Raw genomic sequence first — 25,305 nt, forward strand, 5'->3', positions numbered from 1 at the left:
AGCCGCTCACGAAACAGGCACCCCAGTGGGCGTCACGTGGGTGTCACGGCCGAGGCGAGCGCAGCGACCAGTCCGGGGTCGTCCCGGTCGCCCGGCACAGGGCCAGGTACAGCGGGATCGGCGGGGTGTACGGGACCGTGCCGTCCGGACGGTGGATCAGCCGGGCGGTGCCCGTGACCAGGGCGCCGGGGGCGTAGTGGGCCGGGAAGGGCCAGGGGAGGGCGTAGTCGGAGTCCGACGGAACGATCCACCACCAGCGGGCGCCGTCGGCGTACACACAGCCCAGCCGTGGCAGCCGGGGCACGACGAGCGGACCGAGCCGGTCGGGCACGGCCACGGCGTCCCAGCCGAGCGGCGCGGTCATGCCGTCGGGGACCGTGAGCCGCCGGGGCGCATCCCGGAGTGGCCTGTGACGCTGCAGCCGCACCAGCGTGTCGAGCCCGATGCCCTGGCCGCCGGCACCGGTCCGGGAGCGGGTGTAGGCGTAGTGCGGGTGGGTGCGGGTGGGCCTGTCGCGGCCTGCGCCGATGGTTTCGGGTTGGCTGGGGTGGGCGGTGGTGTGCGGGTCCCCGGTGATGGCTTCGGGTTGGGCGGGGTGGGTGGTGCGGTGCGGGTCCCTGGTGGTGGTGTCGGGTTGGCCGGAGTGGCTGTGCGGGTCCCCGGTGGTGGTCTCGGGTTGGCCGGGGTTGGTGGTGCGGTGCCAGTCCCCGTCGATGGCTGTGGGTCGGCCGGAGTCGGTGGTGCGGTGCCGGTCCCCGGCGACGGCCTCGGGTCGGCTGGAGTTCGTGTTGCCGTCCTGGTCTCCGGCGGTGGTCTCGGGTCGGCCGGAGTTCGTGTTGCTGTCCGGGTCTCCGGTAGTGGTCTCGGGTCGGCCGGGGTTGTTGCTGTCCGGGTCCCCGCCGACGGCCTCGGGTCGGCCGGAGTGAGTGGTGGTGTGCGGGTCCCCGGCGATGGTCTCGGGCCCACCGGAGTCGGTGTCCCCGTCCCACTCCCCGCCGACGGCCTCGGGTAGGCCGGAGTTCGTGTTGCTGTCCGGCTCCCCGCCGATGATCTCGGGTGTGCCGGAGTGGGTCGGGCCGTGGTGGTCCGAGTCGGCGTGGTGGCGCCGGTCGGACGTGTGGCCGTCGGTCACGGGCGCTCCCCGGCGCGATGCTGCTCGGGAATCCGGTGCGGTGACTGGTGCGGGGGCCGGTCCACGGTGCGGTGCCGGTGCTGTTCGGGTGTCTCGTGGCGGCGCTGCTGATCCGGCGTCCGCCCGGAATCCCCGTGCCGGCCCTCCGGCGACTCGTCCTCGTCGGGTTCGTCCGGGCGGCCCGGCTTGGGGCGGGCGCCCCAGCCCAGGTCGTTGCACGGAGCGGCGGTGTCGTGAGCCGCGCCGCCGTGGCGGGCCAGCTCGGCCCAGACCAGCAGCCCGGGCCCGTGTTCCTGCGCACCCCAGGACCGGCACAGCGCGTCGACGAGAAGCAATCCCCTCCCGTGCTCCTCGTCGGGCCGCTGCGGGGACGGGTGGGGTTCGCCGGGGGCGCAGCCCTCGTCGCGTACGGCGATGCGCACGGTGTCGTCGTGGTCGTGCAGCTCGCACACGACACGACTGCTCGCGGTGTGCACGATCGCATTGGTGACCAGTTCGGACATGACCAGCGCCGCGCTGTCGCAGGTGTCCGCGCACACCGACCAGCCGGTCAGCCGGGCGTGCGCCAGACGCCTCGCCTGTGCGACGGAACCCGGATGTGCGGCCAGCTCGAAGCGGAACCGGCGCCCGGCAGCGCCCCACTGAGGGGCTCCTCCCGTGGGGGCACCGAGACCGGGACGGTCTGCGGCGGCGTCTGTTCCTAAGGGCGCGGACGGAATCACGCTTGCCACTATCTCCCCGCCGTGAACACTTGGCAAGGGCCACTCTGAAAATTGCAGAGTGCTGTGTGACTCGGTCAGAGGCCGTGGCACACTGCTCGCAACAGCACGTCGAGCGGCGCCAATTGGGGTCATCGGAGATCCGCCTCGGTCTTCGAATGCATCTTCGAGTGGCGCCGTAGGGCTGTCGGGAAACATTTGCGCCGGAGTTCCCGGCGGAGCTTGGAGCGTGCGGTGGAGCTTTCGATGGAGGTGGGAGCGTGAGCGAACCGCGGTCCGCGCCGACGGTGGGCCAGGTGGTTCTCGGCCGACGCCTGTTGGACCTGCGGGAACGCGCCGGACTCAAGCGCGAGGACGCCGCCCGCGTCCTGCGCGTCGCGCCCGCCACCGTCCGCCGCATGGAGATGGCGGAGGTCGCCCTCAAGATCCCGTATCTGCAACTGCTGCTGAAGGCCTACGGCGTTCCCGAGGGCGAGGCCGAACTCTTCGTCCAGCTGGCCGAGGAGGCCAACAGGCCCGGCTGGTGGCAGCGCTTCCACGACATCCTGCCCGGCTGGTTCTCGATGTACGTGAGCCTGGAGGGCGCGGCCGCCCTCATCCGCTCCTACGAGCCGCACTTCGTCCCCGGCCTGCTCCAGACCGAGGACTACGCGCGGGGTGTGCTCAGATCCGGCGCCATCGGCCAGACCAGCCCGGACGACATCGAACGGCACGTCGCCCTGCGCATGCAGCGTCAGCAACTGCTCACCCGTCCCGACGCCCCGCGCTTCTGGGCGGTGATGGACGAAACCGCCCTGCGGCGCCCGGTCGGCCCTCCGGAGGTGATGCGCGCGCAGATCGACAAGTTGCTCGAGGCCACGAAGCTGCCCCATGTGACGCTCCAGGTCGCCCCGTTCGCGAGCGGGCCGCACCCGGGGACGTACGGGCCCTTCGTGCTGTTCCGCTTCGCCATGCCGGAACTGCCGGACATGGTCTACAGCGAGTACCTGACCGGCGCCGTCTACCTGGACGCGCGCCCCGAGGTGGCGACCCACCTCGAGGTCATGGACCGCATGGCGGCGCAGGCCGCTACGGCACAACGCACGAAGGAGATCCTCCGGGATCTCCGCAAGGAGCTGTGAATGGATCGCATAGAGCCGCGCGGACACGTCTACAACGGCATGCCCGCGCGGGAGCTGGGCAGCGAGGGCTGGCACAAGCCCTGGAGCGGCGGCAACGGCGGAAACTGCCTGGAGGCGATGAAGCTGGCCGACGGCCGGATCGCGGTACGCCAGTCCACCGACCCGGACGGCCCGGCGCTGATCTACACCGCGGACGAGATGACCGCGTTCATCGAGGGCGCCAAGGCCGGGGACGCCGACTTCCTGCTGTCCTGACCCCCGGCCCCCTGTTATTGATCCTTCCCCAACTTTCCTACTGTGATGCCAATTTGATCATTCGCTGCATTCAGACGCTCATCCAGACGATCATGGAGTGCCGCATGGCCGGTCAGGACCCGACGGCCGCGGCGATCGACACCGGCAACCCGCATCCCGCGCGGATGTACGACTGGTACCTCGGAGGCAAGGACAACTACCCCGTCGACGAGGCGATGGGCCGGCAGATGCTGGCCCTGGAGCCACGGATGCCGGTGATGGCCCGGGTCAACCGCGCCTTCATGCACCGCGCCACCCGCTGGCTCGCCCAGCAGGGCGTACGGCAGTTCCTGGACATCGGCACCGGCATTCCCACCGAGCCGAACCTGCACCAGATCGCCCAGCAGCTCGCGCCCGAGGCCCGGATCGTCTACTGCGACAACGACCCGATCGTGCTGGCCCACGCGACGGCCCTGCTGCGCGGCACACCAGAGGGCGCGACCGAGTACCTGCGGGCCGACGTGCGGGATCCGGGCACGATCATCGCCGGCGCCCGGCAGATCCTGGACCTGGACCGGCCGGTCGCCCTCTCCCTCGTCGCCCTGCTGCACTTCATCCCCGACGCCGACGGCGCACACGAACTGGTCGACCGGCTGCTCACCGAACTGCCCTCCGGCAGCTACCTGATGATGACCCACGCCACGGCCGACTTCACCCCCGAGGAGTCGGCCGCCGCCACCGAGAAACCGCAGGCGGAAGGCACCACCTACACCCTGCGCTCCCGCGAGGAGTTCACCCGCTTCTTCGCCGGCCTCGACCTGGTCGAGCCCGGCGTCGAAATCGTCCACAAGTGGCACCCCGAACTGGGCGAACCCGTCCCGGGGCAGGACGACGGGGTGATTCCGGGCTACGGGGCGGTGGCACGCAAACGATAGGCCTGCCGGCGCCGGCCGGGACCCCGGCTTTCGGCGTGCGCTCGGCCGGACCGGGGTTTGCCGCGTCGGCCCGGCGCCTACGGGGCCGCGCGGCTCACGGTGCCCGGGGTTCCGGTACGCAGGTGCCCCACCACCTCCGGCCCCGGTCCGCGAACTCCCGCTCCTCACCCCGGAGGCAGCACCCCGCACAGCGCCTCGAGCGCCGCGCCGTAGGCGTGTTCGGCGGCGGCCGCGTACCCCACCACCAGCCCGTCACCCACCCTCGCCCCCGCCTCCGGATGCCGGAACGCGGCGAGCCCGTCCAGGGCGACACCCTGCCACGCGGCGGCCTTCACCGTGGACCCCTCGGTGCCGGGCGGCAGCCGCAGCACCGCGTGCAGCCCGGCGGCGATGCCCGTCACCTCGACATGCGGCGCATGCGCGGCCAGCGCGGCGACGAGCCGGTCACGCCGGCGCCGGTAGCGCTGCCGCATGCGCCGCACATGACGGTCGTACGCCCCGGAGACGATGAACTCGGCCAGCGCCAGCTGGTCCAGCACGCTCGCCCACGCCTCCCGCTCGCCCTTCGCCGCGAGCACCGGCTCGACGTACCGCTCGGGCAGGACCATCCAGCCCAGCCGCAGCGCCGGCGACAGGCTCTTGCTGACCGAGCCGAGGTGGACCACCCGCTCCGGATCGAGGCCCTGGAGCGCGCCGACGGGCCTGCGGTCGTACCGGAACTCGCCGTCGTAGTCGTCCTCCAGTACGACCGCCCCACGCGCGCGTGCCCAGCCGATCACCGCCGACCGGCGCTCCGGGTGCAGCGGGCCGCCGGTCGGGAACTGGTGTGCCGGCGTGAGCAGCACGGCACGCTCCCGCGCGAGTACGTCCACCCGCGCACCGTGCTCGTCCAGCGGCAGCGGCACCGTGCGCACCCCGGCCGTGGTGAGCAGCCCCCGGTGGAAGTCCAGCCCGTACGCCTCCACGCCCAGCGGACCGCTCAGCACCCCGCCCGCGCCCTGCCCGAACAGCAGCCGCAACGCGTGCGCGACACCCGAGCAGACGACGATCCGGTCCGGCTCGGTCCGCACGCCACGCGCGCGTGCCAGATATTCCGTCAGCGCCTCCCGCAACTCCCGCCGCCCGGCCGGATCCCCCGGCCCGAACGCCTCGCTCGGCGCCGCCTGCAGCGCCCGCCGGTACGCGGCCGACCAGGCCGCCCGCGGGAACGCCGAGGCGTCCGGCGCGCCCTGCCGCAGATCGTGCCGCGGCCCACGCACGCGTGAAGGTGCCTTCACCGGCGTCCGCACGGCGTGCCGCAGCGGCTCCGCACGATCGGCGACCCGGGTACCCGAACCCTGACGGGCGGTCAGCCAGCCCTCGGCGACCAGTTCCGCGTAGGCGTCGGCCACCGTGTTGCGGGCCACGCCCAGATCGGCGGCGAGCGAACGGTACGGCGGCAGGCGGGTGCCCGGCGCCAGCCGTCCGCCGCGCACGGCCTCCCGCAGCGCCCGGGTCAGCGCCGCCCGCCGACCGCCCGGACCCGACAGCTCCAGATGCAGATCGGCGCCGATCCGCTCCGCGGAATTGACCCACGATTCCGTCATGGAAATGCACCCTACAACCGGTCTATCCGGCCCGTAGGTTGAAGCCATGACGACGAACACCACCGCCACCGCAGCCGACTTCACCAGCGCGATCGCCGACACCGAGGGCGCCCGCACCCGTCTGGACTTCGCGCGGTCCGCCCCGAAGGTCTTCCGCGCCCTCATCGGCTTCGACGCCGCCGCCCGCACGGGCCTCGACCCGGCGCTGGTCGAGCTGATCCAGATCCGCGCCTCGCACCTCAACCACTGCGCCTACTGCCTGCACATGCACACCAACGACGCCCGCAAGGCCGGCGAGAGCGAGGACCGGCTGCACATGGTCGCCGTCTGGCGCGAGGCCCGGCACTTCTTCACCCCGAAGGAACAGGCCGCCCTCGCGCTCACCGAGGCGCTGACCCTGGTCGCCGACGCGGGCGTCCCCGACACCGTCTACGCCGAGGCCGCGGCCCGCTTCGAGGAGGAGGAACTGGCCCACGTCATCGCCCTGATCTGCACGATCAACACATGGAACCGGGTGGCCCTGTCGACGGGAAAGGTGGCGGGAACGGACGAACGCAACGGCTGACCGACCCGGCAGACAACGGCGCCGATCGCCTTGTCCCGCCCGCCACTGGACCCACGCCACTCGACCGCGCTACGCCACTCGACCGGGCCACGCCACTCGACTGCGCCACGGCCCTCGACCGGGCCACGCCACTCGACTGCGCCACGCCACTCGACTGCGCCACGGCCCTCGACCGGGCCACGCCACTCGACCGCGCCGCGGCCCTCGATCTCGCCGGTGGCTTCTCCCGTCGCACGGCGAGCAACTACGACGGCGCATCCCGGCCGCGCCGAACCGGCCATCACCACAGCCGAAGACAACCGACGGTCACCACGGAACCGTCGGCCACACCTACACCCTCATCGGCCGGTCCCTCGGAGAGACCGGCGCGGGCAGCCGTGAACTCCCGGTCAGATAGCGGTCGACGGCCGCCGCCACCGCCCGCCCCTCCGCGATCGCCCAGACGATGAGCGACTGCCCGCGCGCCGCGTCCCCGGCGGCGAACACCCCGGGGACATTGGTCGCGAAGCCGTCGTCCCGCGCGATCGTGCCGCGCGGTTGCAGCGCGAGCCCCAACTGCCCGACCAGCCCGTCCTTCTGGTCCGGCCCGGAGAACCCGAGGGCGAGCAGCACGAGATCGGCGGGCAGCGTCCGCCCGGTGCCCGGCAGCGGGCGGCGCAACTCGTCGACCTCCACCAGATGCAGCGACCGCACCCGCCCGCTGTCGTCCCCGGTGAAGCGGAGCGTGGACGCCGCGAACAACCGCGCGTCCGCGTCCGCCGCCGGTGCCGTACGCAGGTCCCGGGCCTCCTCGTGCGCGGCCGACAGCCGGTAGATCTTCGGGTACGTCGGCCACGGCTCGGTGTCCTCGTCCCGCTCGGCGCCCGGCTGTGCGTAGATGTCCAGCTGGGACACGGACGCGGCCCCTCGCGCACCGCGGTCCCCAGACAGTCCGCCCCGGTGTCCCCGCCACCGACGATCACCACATGCTTGCCGGCCGCGGACAGCGGTGAAACCTCCAGATCCCCCTCGCACACCCGGTTCGCCAGCGGCAGATACTCCATCGCCTGGTGTATCCCGTACAACTCCCGGCCCGGCACCGTGAGTTCCCGCCACGCCGTCGCCCCCGTGGCGATGACGACGGCGTCGTACCGACCCCGCAGCTCCGCCGCCCCGACATCCCGCCCCACGGCCGTCGACGTACGGAACTTCGTCCCCTCGGCCCGCATCTGCTCGATGCGCCGCTCCAGATGCCGTTTCTCCATCTTGAACTCGGGGATCCCGTACCGCATCAGCCCGCCGATCCGGTCGTCCTTCTCGTACACGGCGACCGTGTGCCCGGCCCGGGTCAGCTGCTGCGCTGCGGCGAGCCCGGTGGGCCCGGAGCCGATGACGGCGACGGTCAACCCGGACAGCCGCTCGGGCGACCGCGCCGGGATGAAACCTTCCTCCCAGGCCCGGTCCGCGATCGCACACTCGACGTTCTTGATGGTGACGGCCGGCTGGTTGATCGCCAGCACGCAGCCCGCCTCACAGGGCGCCGGACACAACCGGCCGGTGAACTCGGGGAAGTTGTTCGTCGCGTGCAGCCGGTCGCTCGCCGCCCGCCAGTCCTCCCGCGAGACCAGGTCGTTCCACTCCGGGATCAGATTGCCCAGCGGACAGGCGTCGTGGCAGAACGGAATGCCGCAGTCCATGCACCGGTCGGCCTGCTTGCTGATGATGGGCAGCAGCGCTCCCGGAACATAGACTTCGTGCCAGTCCCGCACCCGTTCATCGACGGGCCGCCGCGGCCACTCCTGGCGCGGCGTGGTCATGAACCCCTTGGGATCGGCCATGGTCGTCTTCCTCGCGTACGGGTGCCGCGCGGGTACCAGGTGCACGACGGGCCGTACGTCATCGGGCGGCAGCCCTCAGCGCTCCTTCGGCACTCTTTCGGCCACGATACGTCCGCCTCGACCGTCGCGCAGAGCGACGGACAGCGCTTTCCGAAGGGACCCGCCCAGCCCGTCACCAGCCGCCTCCAGGCTCCTTTCCCGAGCGGCCCGCGGGGGATCATCGGCGGTCCCCAGGGGATCATCAGGGGATGGTCAGGGGTGATCAGGAGGAGACGATCAGGGGTGATCAGGAGGGGTGGTCGGGGTGATCAGGAGGGGTGGTCGGGGTGATCAGGAGGGGTGGTCGGGGTGATCAGGAGGGGGTGGTCGGAGGTGATCAGGGGGGAGGGGCAGGCGATCAGGAGGGGAGGGGCAGGGGGATGAGGAAGGGGAAGGGGAAGGGGAAGGGGAGGGGGAAGTGGGCGATCAGGGAGCGGTCCACGGAGAGGTCGGCGAGCGGTCCAGGGAGAGGTCAGGGAGCAGTCAGGGAGACGTCAGGGCGCTGCCAGAGGTGGGTCAGGGGAGGGTCGGGCAGGACAGGGTCAGGGGGCCTCTGGCTTGTCAGGCCCCGGTCAGCTCAAGGGCCCGACGGAGACCACGTGAGCGCCAGGACGTAGAGCAGGGTGGCCGCGGTGGCGGACACGGCCCGGACATGGTTCCAGAACATCCACTCGCGCACGTACGCCGGCCAGTACACGGCGGCCTCGGGAGCGCCCGGGGTCAGCCGGCCCAGCTTGCCGTTGCGGGGGATGTTCGCCGTCACCGTCACCCCGAACGAGCCGAAGAGGTACAGCGCGCTGCCCAGCAGCAGTTCGAGCTTCCCAGCGTCCGGCCACACCACGAACGTCACCACCGCGATCATCGCGCTCAGCACCGCAGCGCCCATGAACACCGTCATGAAGGCAGCCCCCACCGCGGCGCCGTTGATCGCGTTCATCGCCGCGACGCCCTGCGCGGGTGGCAATGCGGCGAGCCCCCGCATCACGAAGGCCGAGAAGGCACAGAAGACCCCGGCCATCAGCCCGGTGCCGAGAATCCCCACCACGACCAGCACGAAGAACGGCCCGCCGATCATTTCCACGCCCCATCCCGTCTCGTTCCGCCCCGTCCGGGCCCGGCATCATCATCGCTCCCAGTGAATGCTCGGGAAATGGCGCCGGCCATGGTCGAGGAACGCGACATCATGCGCGAGCGTCTTCCCTCTGCCTCATCCCCCTTCCCCCGTTATCTTCTTCGCGGTCCTGCAAGAGGACCGCTGGCCTCCGGGCCCGGCATGGCTGGTCCCCCCTGTCGAAAGCATGACCTGGGGGGTGGTGCCACCGGGCCCGAGAGGCGCCGTTGGAGACGCTGATGAGAGGTCCGACTACCGCCTGGCCCGGCGCAACGCCCGGCCGCTTGCGGGCGGCAGGTCTGCATAACGTGGATGCGCGCATACGACGCCAACGCCCTGGCCAGCACCGCACGAACCCCGCTCAGGAGGATGGGTTGGACGACATCGACGACGTGGGCGTCTTCCTCGGCCTGGACGTCGGCAAGAGCGCCCATCACGGGCACGGGCTGACCCCGGCCGGGAAGAAGGTCTTCGACAAGCAGCTGCCCAACAGCGAGCCGAAGCTGCGGGCCGTCTTCGACAAGCTGGCCGCGAAGTTCGGCACTGTGCTGGTGATCGTGGATCAGCCCGCCTCGATCGGAGCCCTGCCCCTGACGGTCGCCCGGGCCGCCGGCTGCAAGGTCGCCTACCTGCCCGGCTTGTCCATGCGGCGGATCGCCGATCTCTACCCGGGCGAGGCGAAGACCGACGCGAAGGACGCCGCGGTGATCGCGGACGCGGCCCGGACCATGCCGCACACCCTGCGCTCGCTCCAGCTGACCGACGAGATCACCGCCGAGCTGACCGTGCTGGTGGGCTTCGACCAGGACCTGGCGGCCGAGGCGACCCGCACCTCCAACCGGATACGCGGCCTGCTCACCCAGTTCCACCCCAGCCTGGAACGCGTCCTCGGCCCGCGCCTGGACCACCCCGCCGTGACCTGGCTGCTGGAACGCTACGGATCCCCAGCCAGCCTGCGAAAGGCCGGTCGCCGCAAGCTCGTTGAGGTGATCCGGCCCAAGGCCCCGCGCATGGCCGCCCGGCTGATCGACGAGGTCTTCGACGCGCTCGACGAGCAGACCGTCGTGGTCCCGGGCACCGGCACCCTCGACCTGGTGATCCCGTCACTGGCCCGTTCGCTCGCGGCCGTCCACGAACAGCGACGAGCCCTGGAAGCACAGATCGGACAGCTGCTGGAGGCTCACCCTCTTTCCGCGGTCCTGACCTCGATTCCGGGGGTCGCGGTCAGGACCGCCGCCACCTTGCTGGTCACCGTCGGCGACGGCACCAGCTTCCCCACCGCCGCCCACCTGGCCTCCTACGCCGGCCTCGCCCCGACCACCAAGTCATCGGGAACCTCGATCCACGGCGAACACGCGCCCAGAGGCGGCAACCGGCAACTCAAGCGGGCGATGTTCCTGCCCGCGTTCGCCGCCCTGCACGATCCCGCCTCCCGCACCTACTACGACCGATGCCGGGCCCGCGGGAAGACCCACACCCAGGCCCTCCTCCGTCTGGCCCGCCAGCGGATCAACGTGCTGTTCGCCATGCTCCGCGACGGCACCTTCTACGAACCCAGAACCCCACGCCTCGCTTGACGAAAGACATAGAGGCACCCTCCCCCCCTCCCCCCCTCTTCCGCTCTCAGCCCACATCCGAACCGGCGTCCTGCCACACCTGCAGCACGCTCTCCACAGCCGGGGCGATCCGCCTCCGCGCCTCGTACCGTGACACCCCGCTCATCAGCAGTTGGTCGTACGGCGTGTCCACGTGCCGTACGGCTGCCACGACCGCCGAGATCACCGCCCCCTCCGACAGGGCCCGCCCGGCCGCGCTCCGCCCGACCCGCCCACTGCCCCGAGCGGACGCGTGGGCCGCGATGGCCCGCGCGCGATCGGCAGGGCAGCCGGGAAACAGCCGGAGGATCTCGGCCGCGAACGCTGAGGCGAACCGCTCGTCCTCCGCCGCCCGGTGCCGCGCGTCCCGTGCCCGCCGCCGGCGCCGTGCCTCCGCGTCCGCCAGACAGCGGGCCTCGGCCCGGGCCAGCGCCGCCTCCTCGACGAGCACGCCCTGTCGCTCGTACCGGCTCTTGCGCCGGTTGAACCGCACCACCACGACCGACAGCCCGCTCTCCTCCCTGGACCTGCGGGTCAGCGCGGTGTCCCCACGCGGCAGGAACACCAGGTGCCCGAGGTCGGCGCAGTCGAGGCAGCGTGGTGCCCCGTCCTCCAGCACCAGCAGTGACAGCGGGCCGCGCCGGCACGCGGCGCAGCGCTTGGGCTTCGACGCCTGGATGACGACAAGTCGACTGGGGGAGTGGGGAGTTGAGGGAAGTGCCATATGCGGTCCTTTCCCCGTCGCCGCTCGGGCCTCCCACGCTCTGCCTACTCCTGCTCCTCCTTTCGCACGCGGTTCTCCTCTCAGCTGCGGACGTTGAACATCGACACGCGCGTACGGTGCCGCACCGGAGCCTGGATCTCGTCCACCACCGCCCACGACGAACATCCGCCCCGCATCGAGTACGCCCTCACCCCACTCGGACCGTACTCGGGCCCCCTTCTCGCACCCTGCCCCCTCCTCGACGGGCCCGCACTTGGAGCGTGACCCATTTCCCGGCGGTGCTCGGCGGCCGGTCGAGCAGCCGAGGACCACAGCTGACCTCCTTGCTCTGCGCCTGCCGGCCCCTCACCGGGCCGGTGCCGTCACCTCGCTCTACGGCACCCGGCATCATGGGCCCTGTGCGACTCGAAGCGATCACCTGGGACCGGCTCGCCGCGCTGCTCGCCGACCGGCTGGCCGGTCTGCAGCCGGCCGACGGCAGCGCCTGGCCCCGTGTCGGCTTCGACGGCGCCCCGGCCGCCCGGCCCGGCGACCTGGCCGAACGGGTCGGGGAGGCGCTGCGGGTGCGCGGCCGGCCCTCGCTCGTGGTCGGCGCCCAGGGTTTCCTTCGTCCTGCCTCGCTGCGCCTGGAACACGGGCGGCGGGACGCGGAGTCGTACTACGGCGGATGGTTCGACACCGGCGCCCTGTGGCGCGAGGTCTTCGGCCCGCTCGATCCCGGCGGCACCGGGCGCATCCTGCCCGACCTATGGGACCCGGCCACGGACCGGGCCACTCGCAGCCCCTATGTCCAACTCCCGCCCGGCGCGATCCTGTTGCTCCACGGACCCCTTCTGCTGCGCCACTGGTTCCCCTTCGACCTGACCGTGCACCTCCTCCTCACCCCGGGCGCCCTGCGTCGCCGCACCCCCGAGACCGATCATTGGACGCTCCCCGCTTTCGAACGCTACGAGTCCGAGACCGATCCGGCCGGCACGGCGGACGTCCTGGTACGCGCCGACGATCCACGCCATCCCGCCTGGAGCGGCTGATCCGAATGGCCAGGCCACGTGTCTGTGGTCCGGCTGCGGCTCAGAGCCAGCCGTTGCGCCGGAAACCCCGGTACAGCACCAGGCACGCCCCCGCCATGACGACCATGACCAGCGGATAGCCGAACCGCCAGTGAAGCTCCGGCATGTGGTCGAAGTTCATGCCGTACACGCCGCACACCATTGTCGGCACGGCGATCACCGCGGCCCAGGCCGTGATCTTCCGCATGTCCTCGTTCTGTGCGACGGTCACTTGCGCGAGGTGGGCCTGCAGGATCGAGTTGAGCAGTTCGTCGAACGCGGCGATCTGCTCCTTGGCCCGGATCAGGTGGTCGAGCACGTCCCGGAAGTAGGCCTGTATCTCCGGGGCGACGACCCGTATGGGCCGGGTGGCCAGGTCCTCCACCGGGCGGCCCAGCGGCACCACCGCCCGCTTCAGCTCCAGCAGTTCACGCTTCATCTGGTAGATGCGGCCGGGGTCGAGCCGCGCGCCGTTCTCCGAGAACACCTCCGTCTCGACCTGGTCGATGTCGGCCTGCACCGCGTCCGTGACGTTCAGGTAGTCGTCGACGACGTGGTCGGCGATCGCGTGCAGCACCGCCGCCGGGCCTTTCGAGAGTTGGTACGGATGTGCCTCCAGCTCCTCGCGCAGGGGACCCAGTGAGCCGTGCCGGCCGTGCCGGACCGTGATGACGAAGTCCTTACCGACGAACACCATGATCTCGCCGGTGTTCACGACCTCGCTGGTCGCCGTCAGTTTCTCGTGCTCCACATAGCAGACGGTCTTGAACACCGCGAAGAGCGTGTCCCCGTAGTGCTCCAGCTTCGGGCGCTGATGGGCCTCGACCGCGTCCTCCACCGCCAGCGGATGCAGGTCGAACAGCTCGGCGATGCCCGCGAACTCACGGTCCGTCGGCTCGTGCAGCCCCAGCCAGACGAACCCCTCGCCGGTCTTGCGGACCATCCGCACGGCGTCGACCAGGTCCGTGCACTGCGGCACACGCACGCCGTCCTGGTACGTCACGCAGTTGACCACCGATGAGCCCAGCGGTGACCTGGCGGGATGGCTCAGGTCCACGCGCGGCCGTCGCCGGGCCAGCCGCGCCACCTTGCGCAGGCCGCCGACCCTGCTCAGCCCTGTGACCTTCCGCAGATTCCCCGCCATGGACATCTGGATCTCCTCGTCTGGATCTCCTTACGCAACGCTGTCGCGCCTTGCTCCGCAAGTCTGCCAGCCGAGGGCAAAGCGGGGGTAAGCCTGTGGGAACGGGATGTTCCGCTTGGTTCCCGCCTGTGGACGGAGCAGCGGTTGTCCCGGTGCCGGTGCCGGTCCCGTCGCAGGCCGGTGTCCGGAGGATCGGCCGGCCCGGACGAGCCGGGTGACTGGGATGATCCTGGTATGACGCCATCCGACGGGTACCTCCTGGACAACCGGCAGGACGAGGCGGGACAGCGCTTCGACGCCTTCGCCACGCTCTTCGACCCCACGACCTTCCGGCACCTTGAGGCGCTCGGCATCGGACCAGGCTGGCGCTGCTGGGAAGTCGGGGCCGGCGGCACCTCGGTGGTGTCCTGGCTCGCCGGGAAGGTCGGTCCGGCCGGCGAGGTGGTCGCGACCGACATCGACACCTCGAGGATCGTCGCCGCGGCTCGGCCGCCGGTGGAGGTCCGGGTCCACGACGTGGGCGTCGAGGAACCGCCGGGTGAGGGTTTCGACTTGGTCCACGCCCGGCTCGTCCTCGTCCATGTCCCGGACCGGGAAAGGGCGTTGCGCTCCATGATCCAAGCCCTGCGGCCCGGCGGAAGGCTCCTGGTCGAGGACGCCGACCCAGCCCTCCAGCCCCTGATCTGCCCCGACGAGTACGGCCCGGAGCAACGGCTGGCCAACCGGCTGCGCCAGGGCTTCCGCAAGCTGCTCGCCGAACGCGGCGCCGATCTGTCGTACGGCCGTAAACTCCCGCGTCTGCTCCGCGAGGCCGGCCTGAGCGAGGTGGAGGCCGATGCGTATTTCCCGGTGACGTCGCCCGCCTGCACCGCCCTGGAGGCCGCGACGGTCCGTCAGGTCCGGGACCGGCTCGTCACCGCCGGGCTCGCCACCGACGAGGACATCGACCAGCACCTGGCCAACGTCGAGGCCGGCGGCATGGACCTGGCCACCGCACCGATGATCTCGGTGTGGGGGAGGAAGGACTAGGGCCCGTGGTGCCGGACGACGGGGCCGAGCGGGCCGTCGCCACGGCATCAAACCTTTGGCCGGGGATCCCAGCCTGCGGCGGACACCACCGTCCCCACCCTCGAACAGGGCCCGCCCGGGGCACCTCAACGCGGCGGGCGCGCGGCCCGGTCTCCGGACGGACGGCGGGAGTCCGACGGCAGGGCGCCGGCGGCTGTGCCGCGCCGATTCAGCTGCTTCGACCTGGCCGTTCGTGCTGCCGGGCAGGTCGAGCCGTAGCCGACCGGGTGCCCATGGTGCCGGCAGTCGGCGGGCCGTCGCTCCCTGGATGCGGTGGTCTGCCTCCCACCCGTTCCACGGCCTCGGCGCCCGCCCGGCAGCCCCGTGCCGCCGCCTCCTGAGGGTCCGCGCCGGTGAGTAGAGCGGCGAGGAACGCTCCGGTGAAGGCGTCACCGGCGCCCGTGGTGTCCCGGGGGACCGCCGGTGTCGCCGGGATCCTGGCCGGCGTGCCGCCGGTACGGGCCACCAGCGCGCCGTCCGCCCCGGCCTTGGTCACCACCAGTGGAACGAGACGGCTCAGTTTGGCGGTCGCGTCCGCCGGATCCGGCAGCCCCGTCAGCAGACACGCCTCGTCCCGGCTGGGCAGCAATACGTCCAGCCCTTCCGCGAACGCCAGGAACCGGTCCACCCCCAGCCGCACCAGGAAGCCGGCCGACGCCGGATCCAGGCTGACCGGAACGCCACGCGCGCGTGCCGCCGCGAGCGCCGTCCGCGCGAGCTCCCGGCTCGGCTCCGTGAACAGCAGATAGCCCGACAGATGCAGCCGGGCGACACCGTCGAGCAACGCGTCCGACCAGTCGGCGGGTTCGAGCCGCAGAGATGCCCCGCTGTCCGTCAGGAACGTCCGCTCCGCCGCCGCACCCGTGTCGACGAGGCAGATCACCGTCCCGGTCGCTGCCGTCGGATCGACCACCAGCAGGGAGCGCACACCGGCCGCGACCAGCTCACGCTCGTGCCACGCGGCCGCGTCCGCGCCCACCCGCCCGAGCAGCCGTACGTCCGCACAGCCCGTGTGCACGGCCCAGCAGGCCACGTTCGCGCCCGCGCCGCCCGGCACGGTCCGGATCGCGGCGGCCGTGTCCGTGCCGGCCGCGAGCGGTCCCCGGTGCCGGGCGACCACATCCGTGACCACGTCGCCGACGACCAGCAGGGCCCCGTCCCGGCCCGCGGTCACCCCTTGGTCCACGCCGTGGCGATCCGTGCCGCCAGCCGTACGTTGCCACGCACGGCCGCCAGATTGGCGCTCAGTGAGGCGCCCTCGGTGTGCCGGACCAGGTAGTCCAGCAGGAACGGGGTCACCGCCTGCCCGGTGACGCCCTGGTCCGCGCAGGCGCGCAGTGCGTCGGCCAGTACGCGTGCGTGCAGCGCGGGATCGAGCTGTTCCGCCTCGGGGACGGGCTGGGCGACGATCAGCGCCGACTCCGGCGCGTCGAGCGCGTCCTGGGCCCGCATGACCTCCGCGACCTGCTCCGGGGTGTCCAGTGTCCACTCGACCGGATGCCCCGAGTCGGCCAGATAGAAGCCCGGGAACCGGTCCGTGCCGTACCCGGCGACGGCCACGCCCAGCGTCTCCAGCCGCTGCAGGGTCGCCGGCACGTCCAGGATCGACTTCACGCCCGCGCAGACCACCGTGATTCGGGTGCGTGCCAGCAGCCCCAGGTCGGCCGACTCGTCCTGGGTCGTCGTCCACTCCCGGTGCACACCGCCCAGCCCGCCGGTGGCGAACACCCGGATGCCGGCGAGCGAGGCCAGCTGGGCCGTCGCCGACACCGTGGTCGCCCCGCTCGCGCCCGCTGCCACGGCGAGCGGCAGATCGCGGTGGCCGAGCTTGCGGATGCCGTCCTCGTTCGCGATCCGCTCCAACTGCTCCTTGTCCAGGCCGACATGGGGGCGGCCGTCGAGCACGGCGATGGTCGCCGGTATGGTGCCCTCCCGGCGCACCGCGTTCTCCAGCTCCAGCGCCACCTGCAGATTGCGGGGGCGGGGCAGCCCGTGCGCGATGATCGTGGACTCCAGGGCGACCACCGGCCGCCGTGCGTCGATCGCTTCCCGGACCTCTTCCGACACCACCAGCACCACGCGCACCGCCTCCTGTCCGTCGCCTTTCCTCATCTCTGGCGGGAGCCGGCCGCCGCTAAACGCTTGCGGCCTGTGGGGGACGCCACCAGTCTGGGCCGCATGACGAAGAACAGCACGCGTCTCGACCACGTCGTCCTGTGGGTGGCCGATCCGGTCGCCGCGGCCGGCTTCTACGAGGAGGCCGTCGGTCTGGAGCCGATCAATGTCACCGAGTTCGCCGAGGGGAAGGTGGCCTTCCCCTCGGTGCGCATCAACGAGGAGACCATCCTCGACCTCGCCCCACTCACCTTGGCCGCGCGTATGAAGATGGTGCCGGGCGCCGCCGAAAGCGCAGGTCACCCCGTCAACCACATCTGTCTGTCCCTGCCGGCCGACGCCTTCGACGCGCTCCGTACCCGCCTCGCGGAGCATGATGTCGCCATCTCGGGCATCGACCACGACCTCTCTGGTGCCCGCGGCAACGCCACACGCAGCTTCTACTTCCGCGACCGCGACGGCAACGTCTTCGAGGCCCGGCACTACGACGAGTAGCCGGATCCGGTCAGAACAGCGGCTCGGGCAGCACCCCCTCCAGCGCGAGCAGCTTGCGTTTGGTCTCGAGCCCGCCCCCGAAGCCGCCGATGCCGCCGTCGCTCTCCACCACCCGGTGGCACGGCACGACCACCGGCAGCGGATTGGCGCCCATCGCCGCGCCGACCGCCTGCGCTCCGCCGGGCTGCCCGACACGCCCGGCGAGATCGCCGTACCCGACCACCGAGCCGTACGGCACACCGGCCGCCAGCTCGCGCAGCACCTGCCGGTTGAAGCCGGAGATCAGCGACCAGTCCAGCGGCAGGTCGAAGTCGTGCCGCTCGCCCGCGAAGTACGCCCGCAGCTGGCGTATCGCCTCTGCCAGCAGCGGCGCGTGCGGATCTTCGACGGCAGCGGTGCCCAGCCGGGCCGCCAGCCGCTCCAGGGCGCGCTCGCGCACCGCGTCCGTGGCGTGGAAGACCACGTTGACCAGGCCGTCACGGGTCGCCGCCAGCATCAGCGGACCGATGTCCGTGTCCACCACGGCCCACACGGCCCGCTGCTCATCCTGCCCATGGCTGTCCATGCGCCCACGGTACGGCCCGCCACTGACAACGCCCGCCCCGCTCAGTTCGAACGCAGCGCCGTCCGCACCATGTCCGGCTTGTTGGTGATGATCCCGTCGACGCCATAGCCCGCGACCCGGCGTGCGGTGGCCGCGTCGTTCACCGTCCAGGCGAACACTCTGAGTGGCCTGCCGTGCGGACCGTCGAAGGAGTGCACGGCCGAGACGTACCCCATCGAGAGCATGGCGTACGACGGATTGACGAGGTCGGTGAAACGCGCGTACTCGTGCAGCTTCGTCACGGTGGGGGAGCCGAGGTAGGCGGTGGTGATCGCGGGCCTCAGGTTGTGCACGGTCCGGATGCTGTCGGCGCTGAAACTCTGCACGATCAGCCGCCTCAGATGCTTCTGGTCCAGCCAGCCCTCGTTGCCCAGGAGCTTCAGGGTCTGCTGCTCGATGCCTGGATAGAGCTCCGGGTTCTTGATCTCCAGGAGTAGCTTCTCGTGGTTGTGCTCGATCCGGCGCATGTAGTCCTTCAGCGTCGGCACGCGCGTGCCCGTGTAGGCGGGGGAGTACCAGCTGCCCGCGTCCAGGCGCTTGATCTCGGCGGCGGTGAAGTCCTTCACCTTCCACGGCGCCCGCCCGGGGAAGACCTGCTCGACGTTCGTGGTGCGCTTCAGGCTGTCGTCATGGATGACGACCAGCTCGCCGTCCTTGGTGCGCTGGACGTCGTTCTCGACCCAGGAGAAGCCCAGCTGTGCGGCCTTGTCGATCGAGGCCAGGGTGTTCTCGGGAGCGTAGGCGGACGCACCCCGGTGGGCGATCACCGTGGTCTCACCGACGTCGCCGGCCCGGGCGTCCGAGGTCGGGCTCAGCAGGGCCGCCACCCCCAGGACCACGGCGGCCGCGACGGCAACTACGCGCGCGTGCAATGCAGACTCCTCGCTGGTCGAGCGAATACGGACAGTTATCAGACTTACAGCAGTCGGTCAACGGCGCCCGGGCGCACGATGGCCACAGACTCAATGGAGACCTCCAAGTCCGCTCACCGCTACCGCACAACTGAGGCAAGGCCGTGTTTCTTTGCCGGAAAATCGTTCGACCCTACCGGTGGGGGTCATACTCTCTGCGACAACCCTGACCGCCGCGCGGTCCTGGGCCGGGGGGACATTTCAACGATTCCGGGACGCAAGAAGGCGGGAGGGCAGCCGCGGATGCAAGGCACGGTCGACGGATTCAGCTACGGGGCCGTCACCCCAGTGGTGGCCTATCTGATGGCCTGCCTCGGTGGCGCCCTCGGCCTGCGCTGCACCACCCGGTCCCTGCTGGTCACGCACTCCTGGCGGCCCGCCTGGCTGGCCCTCGGCTCGGCCGCGATCGGTTCCGGCATATGGACCATGCACTTCGTCGCCATGATGGGCTTCGCCATCAAGGAGACACCGATCCACTACGACAAGCCGATCACCTACGCCAGCCTTGCCCTGGCCGTCGTCATGGTCGGTGTCGGGATCTTCATCGTCGGCTACCGGGGCGCCACCGGCACCGCTCTGTTCACCGGCGGCACGATCACCGGTCTGGGCGTCGCCTCGATGCACTACCTCGGCATGGCGGGCGTGCACTTTCACGGGCGGTTCACCTACAACACGTTCACCGTCGCCGCTTCCGTCGCCATAGCTGTCGTGGCCGCCACCGCCGCCCTGTGGGCAGCCGGACGCGTCCGGGGGTTCCTGTGGAGCGTGGGGGCGAGCCTCGTCATGGGGCTCGCGGTCAGCGGCATGCACTACACGGGGATGGCCGCCCTCGGCGTCCACCTCGACGGCACCCCCCACACCGCCGGCGGCGCGCCGGAGCCGTCCGTGCTCGCGCCGATGCTGATAGGCCCGCTCGCCTTCCTGCTCCTCGCCGGCGTCGTCGTGATCTTCGACCCGTTGATGATCACGGGCCGGCCGGTCCGCAGGCCCGTCGAGCACAAACCGGGTGTCCCGGCCACCGCCGTGGCTTCCCACACGCAGCGCCGTCCCGCCCTCCACGAGGAGCACCGGCCCGAGCATCACCTCTCCCGGGCCCCGCAGAACCGCTGATCCGGACCCGTTGTCAGTGCGGGGTCGTACGGTGGATGACATGCGGCCCGTTTCCCACATCGAACGCACGGTGGCGCCCTTCGAGGTCGTCAGCCCCTACCAGCCCAGCGGCGACCAGCCGACGGCCATCGCCGACCTGGCCAAGCGCATCGAGGCCGGTGAGAAGGACGTCGTCCTGCTGGGCGCGACCGGCACCGGCAAGTCAGCCACCACGGCGTGGATGATCGAGAAGCTCCAGCGCCCCACGCTCGTCATGGCGCCGAACAAGACGCTGGCCGCCCAGCTGGCCAACGAGTTCCGCGAGCTCCTGCCGAACAACGCGGTCGAGTACTTCGTCTCGTACTACGACTACTACCAGCCCGAGGCATACGTCCCGCAGTCGGACACCTACATCGAGAAGGACTCCTCGATCAACGAGGAGGTCGAGCGGCTGCGCCACTCGGCGACGAACTCACTGCTCACCCGCCGCGATGTCGTCGTGGTCGCCTCGGTGTCCTGCATCTACGGCCTCGGTACTCCGCAGGAGTACGTGGACCGGATGGTCCCCCTCAGGGTCGGGGACGAGATCGACCGGGACGAGCTGCTGCGCCGCTTCGTCGACATCCAGTACACGCGCAACGACATGGCCTTCAGCCGCGGCACCTTCCGGGTCCGCGGCGACACCATCGAGATCTTCCCGGTCTACGAGGAGCTGGCCGTCCGCATCGAGATGTTCGGTGACGAGATCGAGGCGCTGTCCACCCTGCACCCGCTCACCGGCGAGATCATCAGCGACGACCAGCAGCTGTACGTCTTCCCCGCCTCGCACTACGTCGCCGGCCCCGAGCGCATGGAGCGAGCCATCAACGACATCGAGAAGGAGCTGGGGGAGCGCCTGGCCGAGCTGGAGAAGCAGGGCAAGCTCCTGGAGGCCCAGCGCCTGCGGATGCGTACCACGTACGACATCGAGATGCTCCGCCAGATCGGCAGCTGCTCCGGCGTGGAGAACTACTCGATGCACTTCGACGGCCGTTCGCCCGGATCCCCGCCCAACACCCTGCTGGACTACTTCCCGGACGACTTCCTGCTCGTCATCGACGAGTCGCACGTCACGGTCCCGCAGATCGGCGCCATGTACGAGGGCGACGCCTCCCGCAAGCGGACCCTCGTCGAGCACGGCTTCCGCCTGCCCTCCGCACTCGACAACCGCCCGCTGAAGTGGGAGGAGTTCCAGGAGCGCATCGATCAGACCGTCTACCTGTCGGCCACCCCGGGCACGTACGAGCTGTCGCGCTCCGACGGCGTCGTCGAGCAGATCATCCGCCCGACCGGTCTGGTCGACCCGGAGGTCGTGGTCAAGTCCACCGAGGGCCAGATCGACGACCTGGTGCACGAGATCCGCAAGCGCACCGAGAAGGACGAGCGCGTCCTCGTCACCACGCTCACCAAGAAGATGGCCGAGGACCTCACCGACTACTTCCTGGAGCTCGGCATCCAGGTGCGCTATCTGCACAGCGACGTCGACACCCTGCGCCGCGTCGAGCTGCTGCGCGAGCTGCGTTCCGGTGAGTACGACGTCCTGGTCGGCATCAACCTCCTGCGCGAGGGCCTCGACCTGCCCGAGGTGTCCTTGGTGGCCATCCTGGACGCCGACAAGGAGGGCTTCCTGCGCTCGGGCACCTCGCTGATCCAGACCATCGGCCGCGCGGCGCGCAACGTCTCAGGCCAGGTCCACATGTACGCCGACAAGATCACCCCGGCGATGGAGAAGGCCATCGATGAGACCAACCGCCGCCGGGAGAAGCAGATCGCCTACAACAAGGCCAACGGCATCGACCCGCAGCCGCTGCGCAAGAAGATCAACGACATCGTCGCGCAGATCGCCCGCGAGGAGGTCGACACCGAGCAGCTCCTGGGCACCGGTTACCGCAAGTCGAAGGACGGCAAGGGCGCCAAGGCACCCGTCCCGGCGCTGGGCGACAAGACGGCCAAGGGCGCGAAGGCCGGCAAGGCCGCCAAGGGCAAGGCGGCAGCCACGGTCCCCACGGACCGCCCGGCGGCCGAACTCGCCGAGCAGATCGAGGAGATGACCGAACGCATGCGTGCCGCCGCCGCGGAACTTCAGTTCGAGATCGCGGCCCGGCTGCGCGACGAGGTCTCGGAGATGAAGAAGGAACTGCGCCAGATGCGGGAAGCAGGCCTTGCCTGAGCCCTCGTCACCCTGCCGGACCTCGACTTATGCGCCAAGTGTTGCAACACCGACACAAAGCGCGGGCCGGGGTTCGGCACTGTCGGTGCCCCTGCGTAGGGTTCTTGACAACCGCGCACTGCGCGCCAACAGGGGACCATCGAGAGGGGAATCAGCGGTGTCCGTCAACTTGAGCAAGGGTCAGGCCATCAGCCTGGAGAAGCAGGACGGGGCCACCCTGACCGCGGTCCGAATGGGACTCGGCTGGCAGGCGGCGAAGCGGCGCGGCCTGTTCGGTTCCCGCACCCGCGAGATCGACCTGGACGCCTCCGCCGTCCTCTTTGCCGAGAAGCAGCCGGTCGACGTCGTCTTCTTCCGCCACCTGGTGAGCGACGACGGCTCCGTGCGCCACACCGGCGACAACCTCGTCGGCGGCGTCGGACAGGGCGGTGACGACGAGGCGATCCTCGTGGACCTGCAGCGCGTCCCGGTCCACATCGACCAGATCGTCTTCACCGTGAACTCCTTCACGGGCCAGACCTTCCAGGAGGTGCAGAACGCGTTCTGCCGCCTCGTGGACGAGACCAACGGCCAGGAGCTCGCCCGCTACACGCTGGACGGCGGCGGCGACTACACCGCCCAGATCATGGCGAAGGTGCACCGCGCGGGCTCGGGCTGGACGATGACCGCCCTGGGCACCCCGGCCAACGGCCGCACGTTCCAGGACCTGATGCCGGCGATCCTGCCGCACCTGTAGGACCGCCCGCTCGACCGGCGGGGCGCACGACAGAACGACACAGGGGGACGACGGGGATGACGGCCGAGCTGATGCGGGGACAGAACCACCCGCTGTCCCAGGTCCGGCTGGTGGTCCGGATCTCGGCCGGGACACCGGTCCTGGCCGGAGCCACGCTCGGCGACGAGAACGGCACGGTGCACGGCCCCCAGTGGGTGGCCCATCCCGGCGCCCCCGCTCCGCCCGGCGTCGAGGTGCCCCGCCAGGCCGCCACCGAGCACCGCCTGACCGTCGACCTCGGCGCCCTGCCCGAAGCCGTGCACCGCGTCGACGTGTTCCTCGCCCTGCCCGCAGGCACCGGAGGACCGCTCCGGTTCGGTGCCGTCGCCGCCCCGCACACCACGGTCGAGGGCCCCGACGGCACCGAACTCGCCTGCTACACCCTGGCCGGCCTGGACAGCGAGACGGCCGTGCGCGCCCTGGAGCTGTACCGCAGACAGGGTGCCTGGAAGGTGCGCGCGGTGGGCCAGGGCTACGCGGCCGGACTCACGGCACTCCTCGCCGACCAGGGGCTACGCGAGGCCGCCGATCTCGCGACCGCCGTCCAAGAGGCCGCGGCGGCCCACGCACTCCCGGCACCCTCACCGCAGGACACCGCCGCCCGCGGACACCGAGACACCTCCGCGAGCGTGCCGCACCACACCTCCGCCGCCACGGGGTGCGACACCCCGGCCTCCTCGCCGTACGACACCCATGTGCCGGAGCCGCGGGACGCTTCCGCGTCCGAAGCGGCGGGGCCGACGCCCTCGTACGCCCCGCAGAGACCGGAGCCGACGCCCTCGCACCACGCGCGGAGCCCTTACGAGGCCGAGGCACCCGGCGCGGCACCACAAGAGCCCGGCGCTCGCATCGACTACACGCACCCCGGGCGCCGCCCCCATGGCACACCACCCCCGGCTGCTCCGGCCGCCGAAGGCCGGCCCGCGCAGCCCGTCGCGGGTGACGCCGTGGGATGGTCGATGGAGGAGCGGCTGTACAACCAGGTCTGGGGCATGTTCGAGGACCTGGCCCGCACGACGGCCGCGTATCGCAGCGCCGTCGACTTCGCCGACTCCCGCCTGGACAAGGAGCTCGAGCAGGCCCTCACCGACCCCCGCGGGCGGCTCGGCACCGCTGGTGACACCGCGCGCGAGGCGGCCCACGCCCGCCGGACGCAACTGGTCGACCAGGCGCGCGCGGTCCTCGACCGCGACCTCGCCCAGCTCACCGCAGAGGCCGAGGTGGTCGAGCCCGCGCTCCCGCCCGCCTACGCCCGTTGGGACAACCCCGTCTGGCACGGCTACCGCGTGCCGGCCGAACCGCCGATGGCCCTGCGCCTAGGCGACCTCCATCTGCCCGAGAGCCTGCCGCTGCGCATCCCCCTGCTGGTCAGGCTGCCGCTGGAGCGCGGCCTGTGGCTCGACAGCGGCGCGGCGGCGGCATCCGACGGCCTCCCGGACCCCGCCGAGCTGCGGCACCGCGCCATGGAGGCGGCGGTGGCGCTCGCGGCGCGATTGCTCGCCGTCCATCCGGCGGGGGATTTCGCCGTGCAGATCATCGACCCGGCCGGCGCCGGGGCCGCGGCGTTCGGCCCGCTGACGCGGACCGGGGTGCTCGCAGCGCCCCCCGCCACGGGTGCGGCGGCGGTGACGGAGCTGCTGGAGCGGCTCACCCGGCGGGTCGACCTGGTGCAGATGGCGCTGCGCGGCGGCGCGCCCGAATCCCTGCCGGCCGATGTCGACACCGCACGGCAGCTGCTGATCGTCAACGACTTCCCGCACGGTTTCGACGACCGGGCGGTGACCCGGCTGCGCTATCTCGCCGACGAGGGGCCCGACGTCGGTGTGCACCTTCTGCTGGTGGCGGACCGCGAGGACGCCGCCGCCTACGGCCCCCTGCTCGACCCGCTGTGGCGTTCGCTGATGCGACTCACACCCATCCCCGACGATCACTTCGCCGACCCTTGGGTCGGGCACGCCTGGACCTATGAACCCTCGCTGGTTCCGGCCGGAAGCCAGATCGTGCACACCGTCCTCACCGAGGTGGCCAGAGCCCTGACCAAGCACCGGTAAAGGGCTTTTGAGCAGGCAACTTGGTCTTTATTTTACTTTTCTCTTTACCGATCCTTGGTGATCGGGGTATGGTCTTCCGTACGGAGGGGAGTACTCCCTGACTGCGGCGCACTCGTCAGTACGGACCGGTTCCGGTCCCGGGGCGCCGGCCCGGCGCGGGTGGAAGAGACCTCCGGCAGCGACGACGCTGACGTGTTTGCCGTTACGTAATGCCGGA

Annotated in this window: 22 protein-coding genes and 1 pseudogene; 12 read left to right on the forward strand and 11 right to left on the reverse strand. The window is 71.2% G+C overall.

Annotated elements, in window-relative coordinates:
* Positions 1–43 precede the first annotated feature (43 nt).
* Both BFF78_RS31320 and BFF78_RS31325 read right to left on the reverse strand, forming a co-directional pair.
* Positions 44–445, reverse strand: a complete 402-nt coding sequence (locus BFF78_RS31320; RefSeq protein WP_069783930.1) for a hypothetical protein — start codon at positions 443–445, stop codon at positions 44–46.
* 683 nt (positions 446–1,128) lie between these two features.
* On the reverse strand, positions 1,129–1,863 hold the full coding sequence (locus BFF78_RS31325) for an ATP-binding protein (protein WP_099054970.1): 735 nt from the start codon (positions 1,861–1,863) through the stop codon (positions 1,129–1,131).
* A gap of 248 nt (positions 1,864–2,111) precedes the next feature.
* Here BFF78_RS31325 and BFF78_RS31330 point away from each other — a divergent pair, with 248 nt between their 5' ends.
* From BFF78_RS31330 to BFF78_RS31340, 3 genes are all read left to right on the forward strand, one after another.
* Positions 2,112–2,972: a helix-turn-helix domain-containing protein gene (locus tag BFF78_RS31330; RefSeq protein ID WP_069781487.1), complete on the forward strand. Its 861-nt coding sequence runs from the start codon at positions 2,112–2,114 to the stop codon at positions 2,970–2,972.
* Positions 2,973–3,227, forward strand: a complete 255-nt coding sequence (locus BFF78_RS31335) for a DUF397 domain-containing protein (protein WP_069781488.1) — start codon at positions 2,973–2,975, stop codon at positions 3,225–3,227.
* A 104-nt stretch (positions 3,228–3,331) separates the two neighbouring features.
* Positions 3,332–4,141 carry an SAM-dependent methyltransferase gene (locus BFF78_RS31340; protein WP_069781489.1) on the forward strand — a complete coding sequence of 270 codons (810 nt, stop codon included), beginning with the start codon at positions 3,332–3,334 and terminating at the stop codon, positions 4,139–4,141.
* Positions 4,142–4,305: 164 nt separating this feature from the next.
* On the opposite strand, the gene pdxR is transcribed toward BFF78_RS31340, so the two are convergent.
* On the reverse strand, positions 4,306–5,727 hold the full coding sequence (pdxR, locus tag BFF78_RS31345) for a MocR-like pyridoxine biosynthesis transcription factor PdxR (RefSeq protein ID WP_069781490.1): 1,422 nt from the start codon (positions 5,725–5,727) through the stop codon (positions 4,306–4,308).
* A 46-nt stretch (positions 5,728–5,773) separates the two neighbouring features.
* On the opposite strand from pdxR, the gene BFF78_RS31350 reads away from it, so the two are divergent.
* On the forward strand, positions 5,774–6,292 hold the full coding sequence (locus BFF78_RS31350; protein ID WP_069781491.1) for a carboxymuconolactone decarboxylase family protein: 519 nt from the start codon (positions 5,774–5,776) through the stop codon (positions 6,290–6,292).
* A gap of 330 nt (positions 6,293–6,622) precedes the next feature.
* Here BFF78_RS31350 and BFF78_RS31355 read toward each other — a convergent pair.
* Positions 6,623–8,109: pseudogene (locus BFF78_RS31355) on the reverse strand (glutamate synthase subunit beta).
* 616 nt (positions 8,110–8,725) lie between these two features.
* The gene (locus BFF78_RS31360; protein WP_069781492.1) at positions 8,726–9,223 is read right to left on the reverse strand and encodes an anthrone oxygenase family protein; all 498 of its coding nucleotides are present in this window, start codon (positions 9,221–9,223) and stop codon (positions 8,726–8,728) included.
* A gap of 410 nt (positions 9,224–9,633) precedes the next feature.
* Between BFF78_RS31360 and BFF78_RS31365 the strand changes: the two genes are divergently transcribed.
* On the forward strand, positions 9,634–10,836 hold the full coding sequence (locus BFF78_RS31365; RefSeq protein WP_069781493.1) for an IS110 family RNA-guided transposase: 1,203 nt from the start codon (positions 9,634–9,636) through the stop codon (positions 10,834–10,836).
* Between the two features lie 46 nt (positions 10,837–10,882).
* Here the strand turns inward: BFF78_RS31365 and BFF78_RS31370 are convergent, their stop codons facing one another.
* Positions 10,883–11,578 carry a DUF2293 domain-containing protein gene (locus tag BFF78_RS31370; RefSeq protein WP_079161559.1) on the reverse strand — a complete coding sequence of 232 codons (696 nt, stop codon included), beginning with the start codon at positions 11,576–11,578 and terminating at the stop codon, positions 10,883–10,885.
* A gap of 389 nt (positions 11,579–11,967) precedes the next feature.
* On the opposite strand from BFF78_RS31370, the gene BFF78_RS31375 reads away from it, so the two are divergent.
* Positions 11,968–12,609, forward strand: a complete 642-nt coding sequence (locus BFF78_RS31375) for a nucleoside/nucleotide kinase family protein (protein ID WP_418346703.1) — start codon at positions 11,968–11,970, stop codon at positions 12,607–12,609.
* Between the two features lie 40 nt (positions 12,610–12,649).
* Here BFF78_RS31375 and corA read toward each other — a convergent pair whose 3' ends face one another.
* Positions 12,650–13,777: a magnesium/cobalt transporter CorA gene (gene corA, locus BFF78_RS31380; RefSeq protein WP_069781494.1), complete on the reverse strand. Its 1,128-nt coding sequence runs from the start codon at positions 13,775–13,777 to the stop codon at positions 12,650–12,652.
* Positions 13,778–14,005: 228 nt separating this feature from the next.
* Here corA and BFF78_RS31385 point away from each other — a divergent pair, with 228 nt between their 5' ends.
* Positions 14,006–14,800 carry a methyltransferase gene (locus tag BFF78_RS31385; protein ID WP_069781495.1) on the forward strand — a complete coding sequence of 265 codons (795 nt, stop codon included), beginning with the start codon at positions 14,006–14,008 and terminating at the stop codon, positions 14,798–14,800.
* Positions 14,801–15,008: 208 nt separating this feature from the next.
* On the opposite strand, the gene BFF78_RS31390 is transcribed toward BFF78_RS31385, so the two are convergent.
* Together BFF78_RS31390 and BFF78_RS31395 are read right to left on the reverse strand one after the other, a co-directional pair.
* A complete protein-coding gene (locus tag BFF78_RS31390; RefSeq protein WP_227025975.1) occupies positions 15,009–16,025 on the reverse strand; it encodes a carbohydrate kinase family protein in 1,017 nt (338 codons plus the stop codon).
* Positions 16,010–16,918: a pseudouridine-5'-phosphate glycosidase gene (locus tag BFF78_RS31395; RefSeq protein WP_069781496.1), complete on the reverse strand. Its 909-nt coding sequence runs from the start codon at positions 16,916–16,918 to the stop codon at positions 16,010–16,012. Before BFF78_RS31395 ends, BFF78_RS31390 begins: the two co-directional genes overlap by 16 nt.
* Positions 16,919–17,017: 99 nt before the next feature.
* On the opposite strand from BFF78_RS31395, the gene BFF78_RS31400 reads away from it, so the two are divergent.
* On the forward strand, positions 17,018–17,449 hold the full coding sequence (locus tag BFF78_RS31400) for a VOC family protein (protein WP_069783933.1): 432 nt from the start codon (positions 17,018–17,020) through the stop codon (positions 17,447–17,449).
* 10 nt (positions 17,450–17,459) lie between these two features.
* Here BFF78_RS31400 and BFF78_RS31405 read toward each other — a convergent pair whose 3' ends face one another.
* Both BFF78_RS31405 and BFF78_RS31410 read right to left on the reverse strand, forming a co-directional pair.
* Complete coding sequence (locus tag BFF78_RS31405; RefSeq protein ID WP_069781497.1) at positions 17,460–18,014, reverse strand: methylated-DNA--[protein]-cysteine S-methyltransferase; 555 nt, start codon at positions 18,012–18,014, stop codon at positions 17,460–17,462.
* A gap of 41 nt (positions 18,015–18,055) precedes the next feature.
* Positions 18,056–18,925 (reverse strand): glycerophosphodiester phosphodiesterase, encoded by an 870-nt coding sequence (locus tag BFF78_RS31410; protein WP_069781498.1) that lies wholly within the window; start codon positions 18,923–18,925, stop codon positions 18,056–18,058.
* A 282-nt stretch (positions 18,926–19,207) separates the two neighbouring features.
* On the opposite strand from BFF78_RS31410, the gene BFF78_RS31415 reads away from it, so the two are divergent.
* The 4 genes from BFF78_RS31415 (at position 19,208) to BFF78_RS31430 (ending at position 25,088) form a co-directional block, all read left to right on the forward strand.
* On the forward strand, positions 19,208–20,074 hold the full coding sequence (locus BFF78_RS31415) for an MHYT domain-containing protein (RefSeq protein ID WP_069781499.1): 867 nt from the start codon (positions 19,208–19,210) through the stop codon (positions 20,072–20,074).
* Positions 20,075–20,114: 40 nt separating this feature from the next.
* Positions 20,115–22,262, forward strand: a complete 2,148-nt coding sequence (gene uvrB / locus BFF78_RS31420) for an excinuclease ABC subunit UvrB (RefSeq protein WP_069781500.1) — start codon at positions 20,115–20,117, stop codon at positions 22,260–22,262.
* A gap of 157 nt (positions 22,263–22,419) precedes the next feature.
* The gene (locus BFF78_RS31425) at positions 22,420–22,998 is read left to right on the forward strand and encodes a TerD family protein (protein ID WP_069781501.1); all 579 of its coding nucleotides are present in this window, start codon (positions 22,420–22,422) and stop codon (positions 22,996–22,998) included.
* Positions 22,999–23,054: 56 nt separating this feature from the next.
* Complete coding sequence (locus BFF78_RS31430; protein WP_069781502.1) at positions 23,055–25,088, forward strand: TerD family protein; 2,034 nt, start codon at positions 23,055–23,057, stop codon at positions 25,086–25,088.
* Positions 25,089–25,305 lie beyond the last annotated feature (217 nt).

It is taken from the genome of Streptomyces fodineus (assembly GCF_001735805.1).
GTDB classification, from domain to species: Bacteria; Actinomycetota; Actinomycetes; order Streptomycetales; family Streptomycetaceae; genus Streptomyces; species Streptomyces fodineus.

Coding starts and splice junctions, on each gene's coding strand:
- BFF78_RS31335 (WP_069781488.1), top strand. CDS start 2,973: ATGGATCGCATAGAGCCGCGCGGACACGTCTACAACGGCATGCCCGCG.
- BFF78_RS31340 (WP_069781489.1), top strand. CDS start 3,332: ATGGCCGGTCAGGACCCGACGGCCGCGGCGATCGACACCGGCAACCCG.
- pdxR (WP_069781490.1), bottom strand. CDS start 5,727: ATGACGGAATCGTGGGTCAATTCCGCGGAGCGGATCGGCGCCGATCTG.
- BFF78_RS31350 (WP_069781491.1), top strand. CDS start 5,774: ATGACGACGAACACCACCGCCACCGCAGCCGACTTCACCAGCGCGATC.
- BFF78_RS31360 (WP_069781492.1), bottom strand. CDS start 9,223: ATGATCGGCGGGCCGTTCTTCGTGCTGGTCGTGGTGGGGATTCTCGGC.
- BFF78_RS31370 (WP_079161559.1), bottom strand. CDS start 11,578: ATGGCACTTCCCTCAACTCCCCACTCCCCCAGTCGACTTGTCGTCATC.
- BFF78_RS31375 (WP_418346703.1), top strand. CDS start 11,968: ATGGGCCCTGTGCGACTCGAAGCGATCACCTGGGACCGGCTCGCCGCG.
- corA (WP_069781494.1), bottom strand. CDS start 13,777: ATGTCCATGGCGGGGAATCTGCGGAAGGTCACAGGGCTGAGCAGGGTC.
- BFF78_RS31385 (WP_069781495.1), top strand. CDS start 14,006: ATGACGCCATCCGACGGGTACCTCCTGGACAACCGGCAGGACGAGGCG.
- BFF78_RS31400 (WP_069783933.1), top strand. CDS start 17,018: ATGACGAAGAACAGCACGCGTCTCGACCACGTCGTCCTGTGGGTGGCC.
- BFF78_RS31405 (WP_069781497.1), bottom strand. CDS start 18,014: ATGGACAGCCATGGGCAGGATGAGCAGCGGGCCGTGTGGGCCGTGGTG.
- BFF78_RS31415 (WP_069781499.1), top strand. CDS start 19,208: ATGCAAGGCACGGTCGACGGATTCAGCTACGGGGCCGTCACCCCAGTG.
- uvrB (WP_069781500.1), top strand. CDS start 20,115: ATGCGGCCCGTTTCCCACATCGAACGCACGGTGGCGCCCTTCGAGGTC.
- BFF78_RS31430 (WP_069781502.1), top strand. CDS start 23,055: ATGACGGCCGAGCTGATGCGGGGACAGAACCACCCGCTGTCCCAGGTC.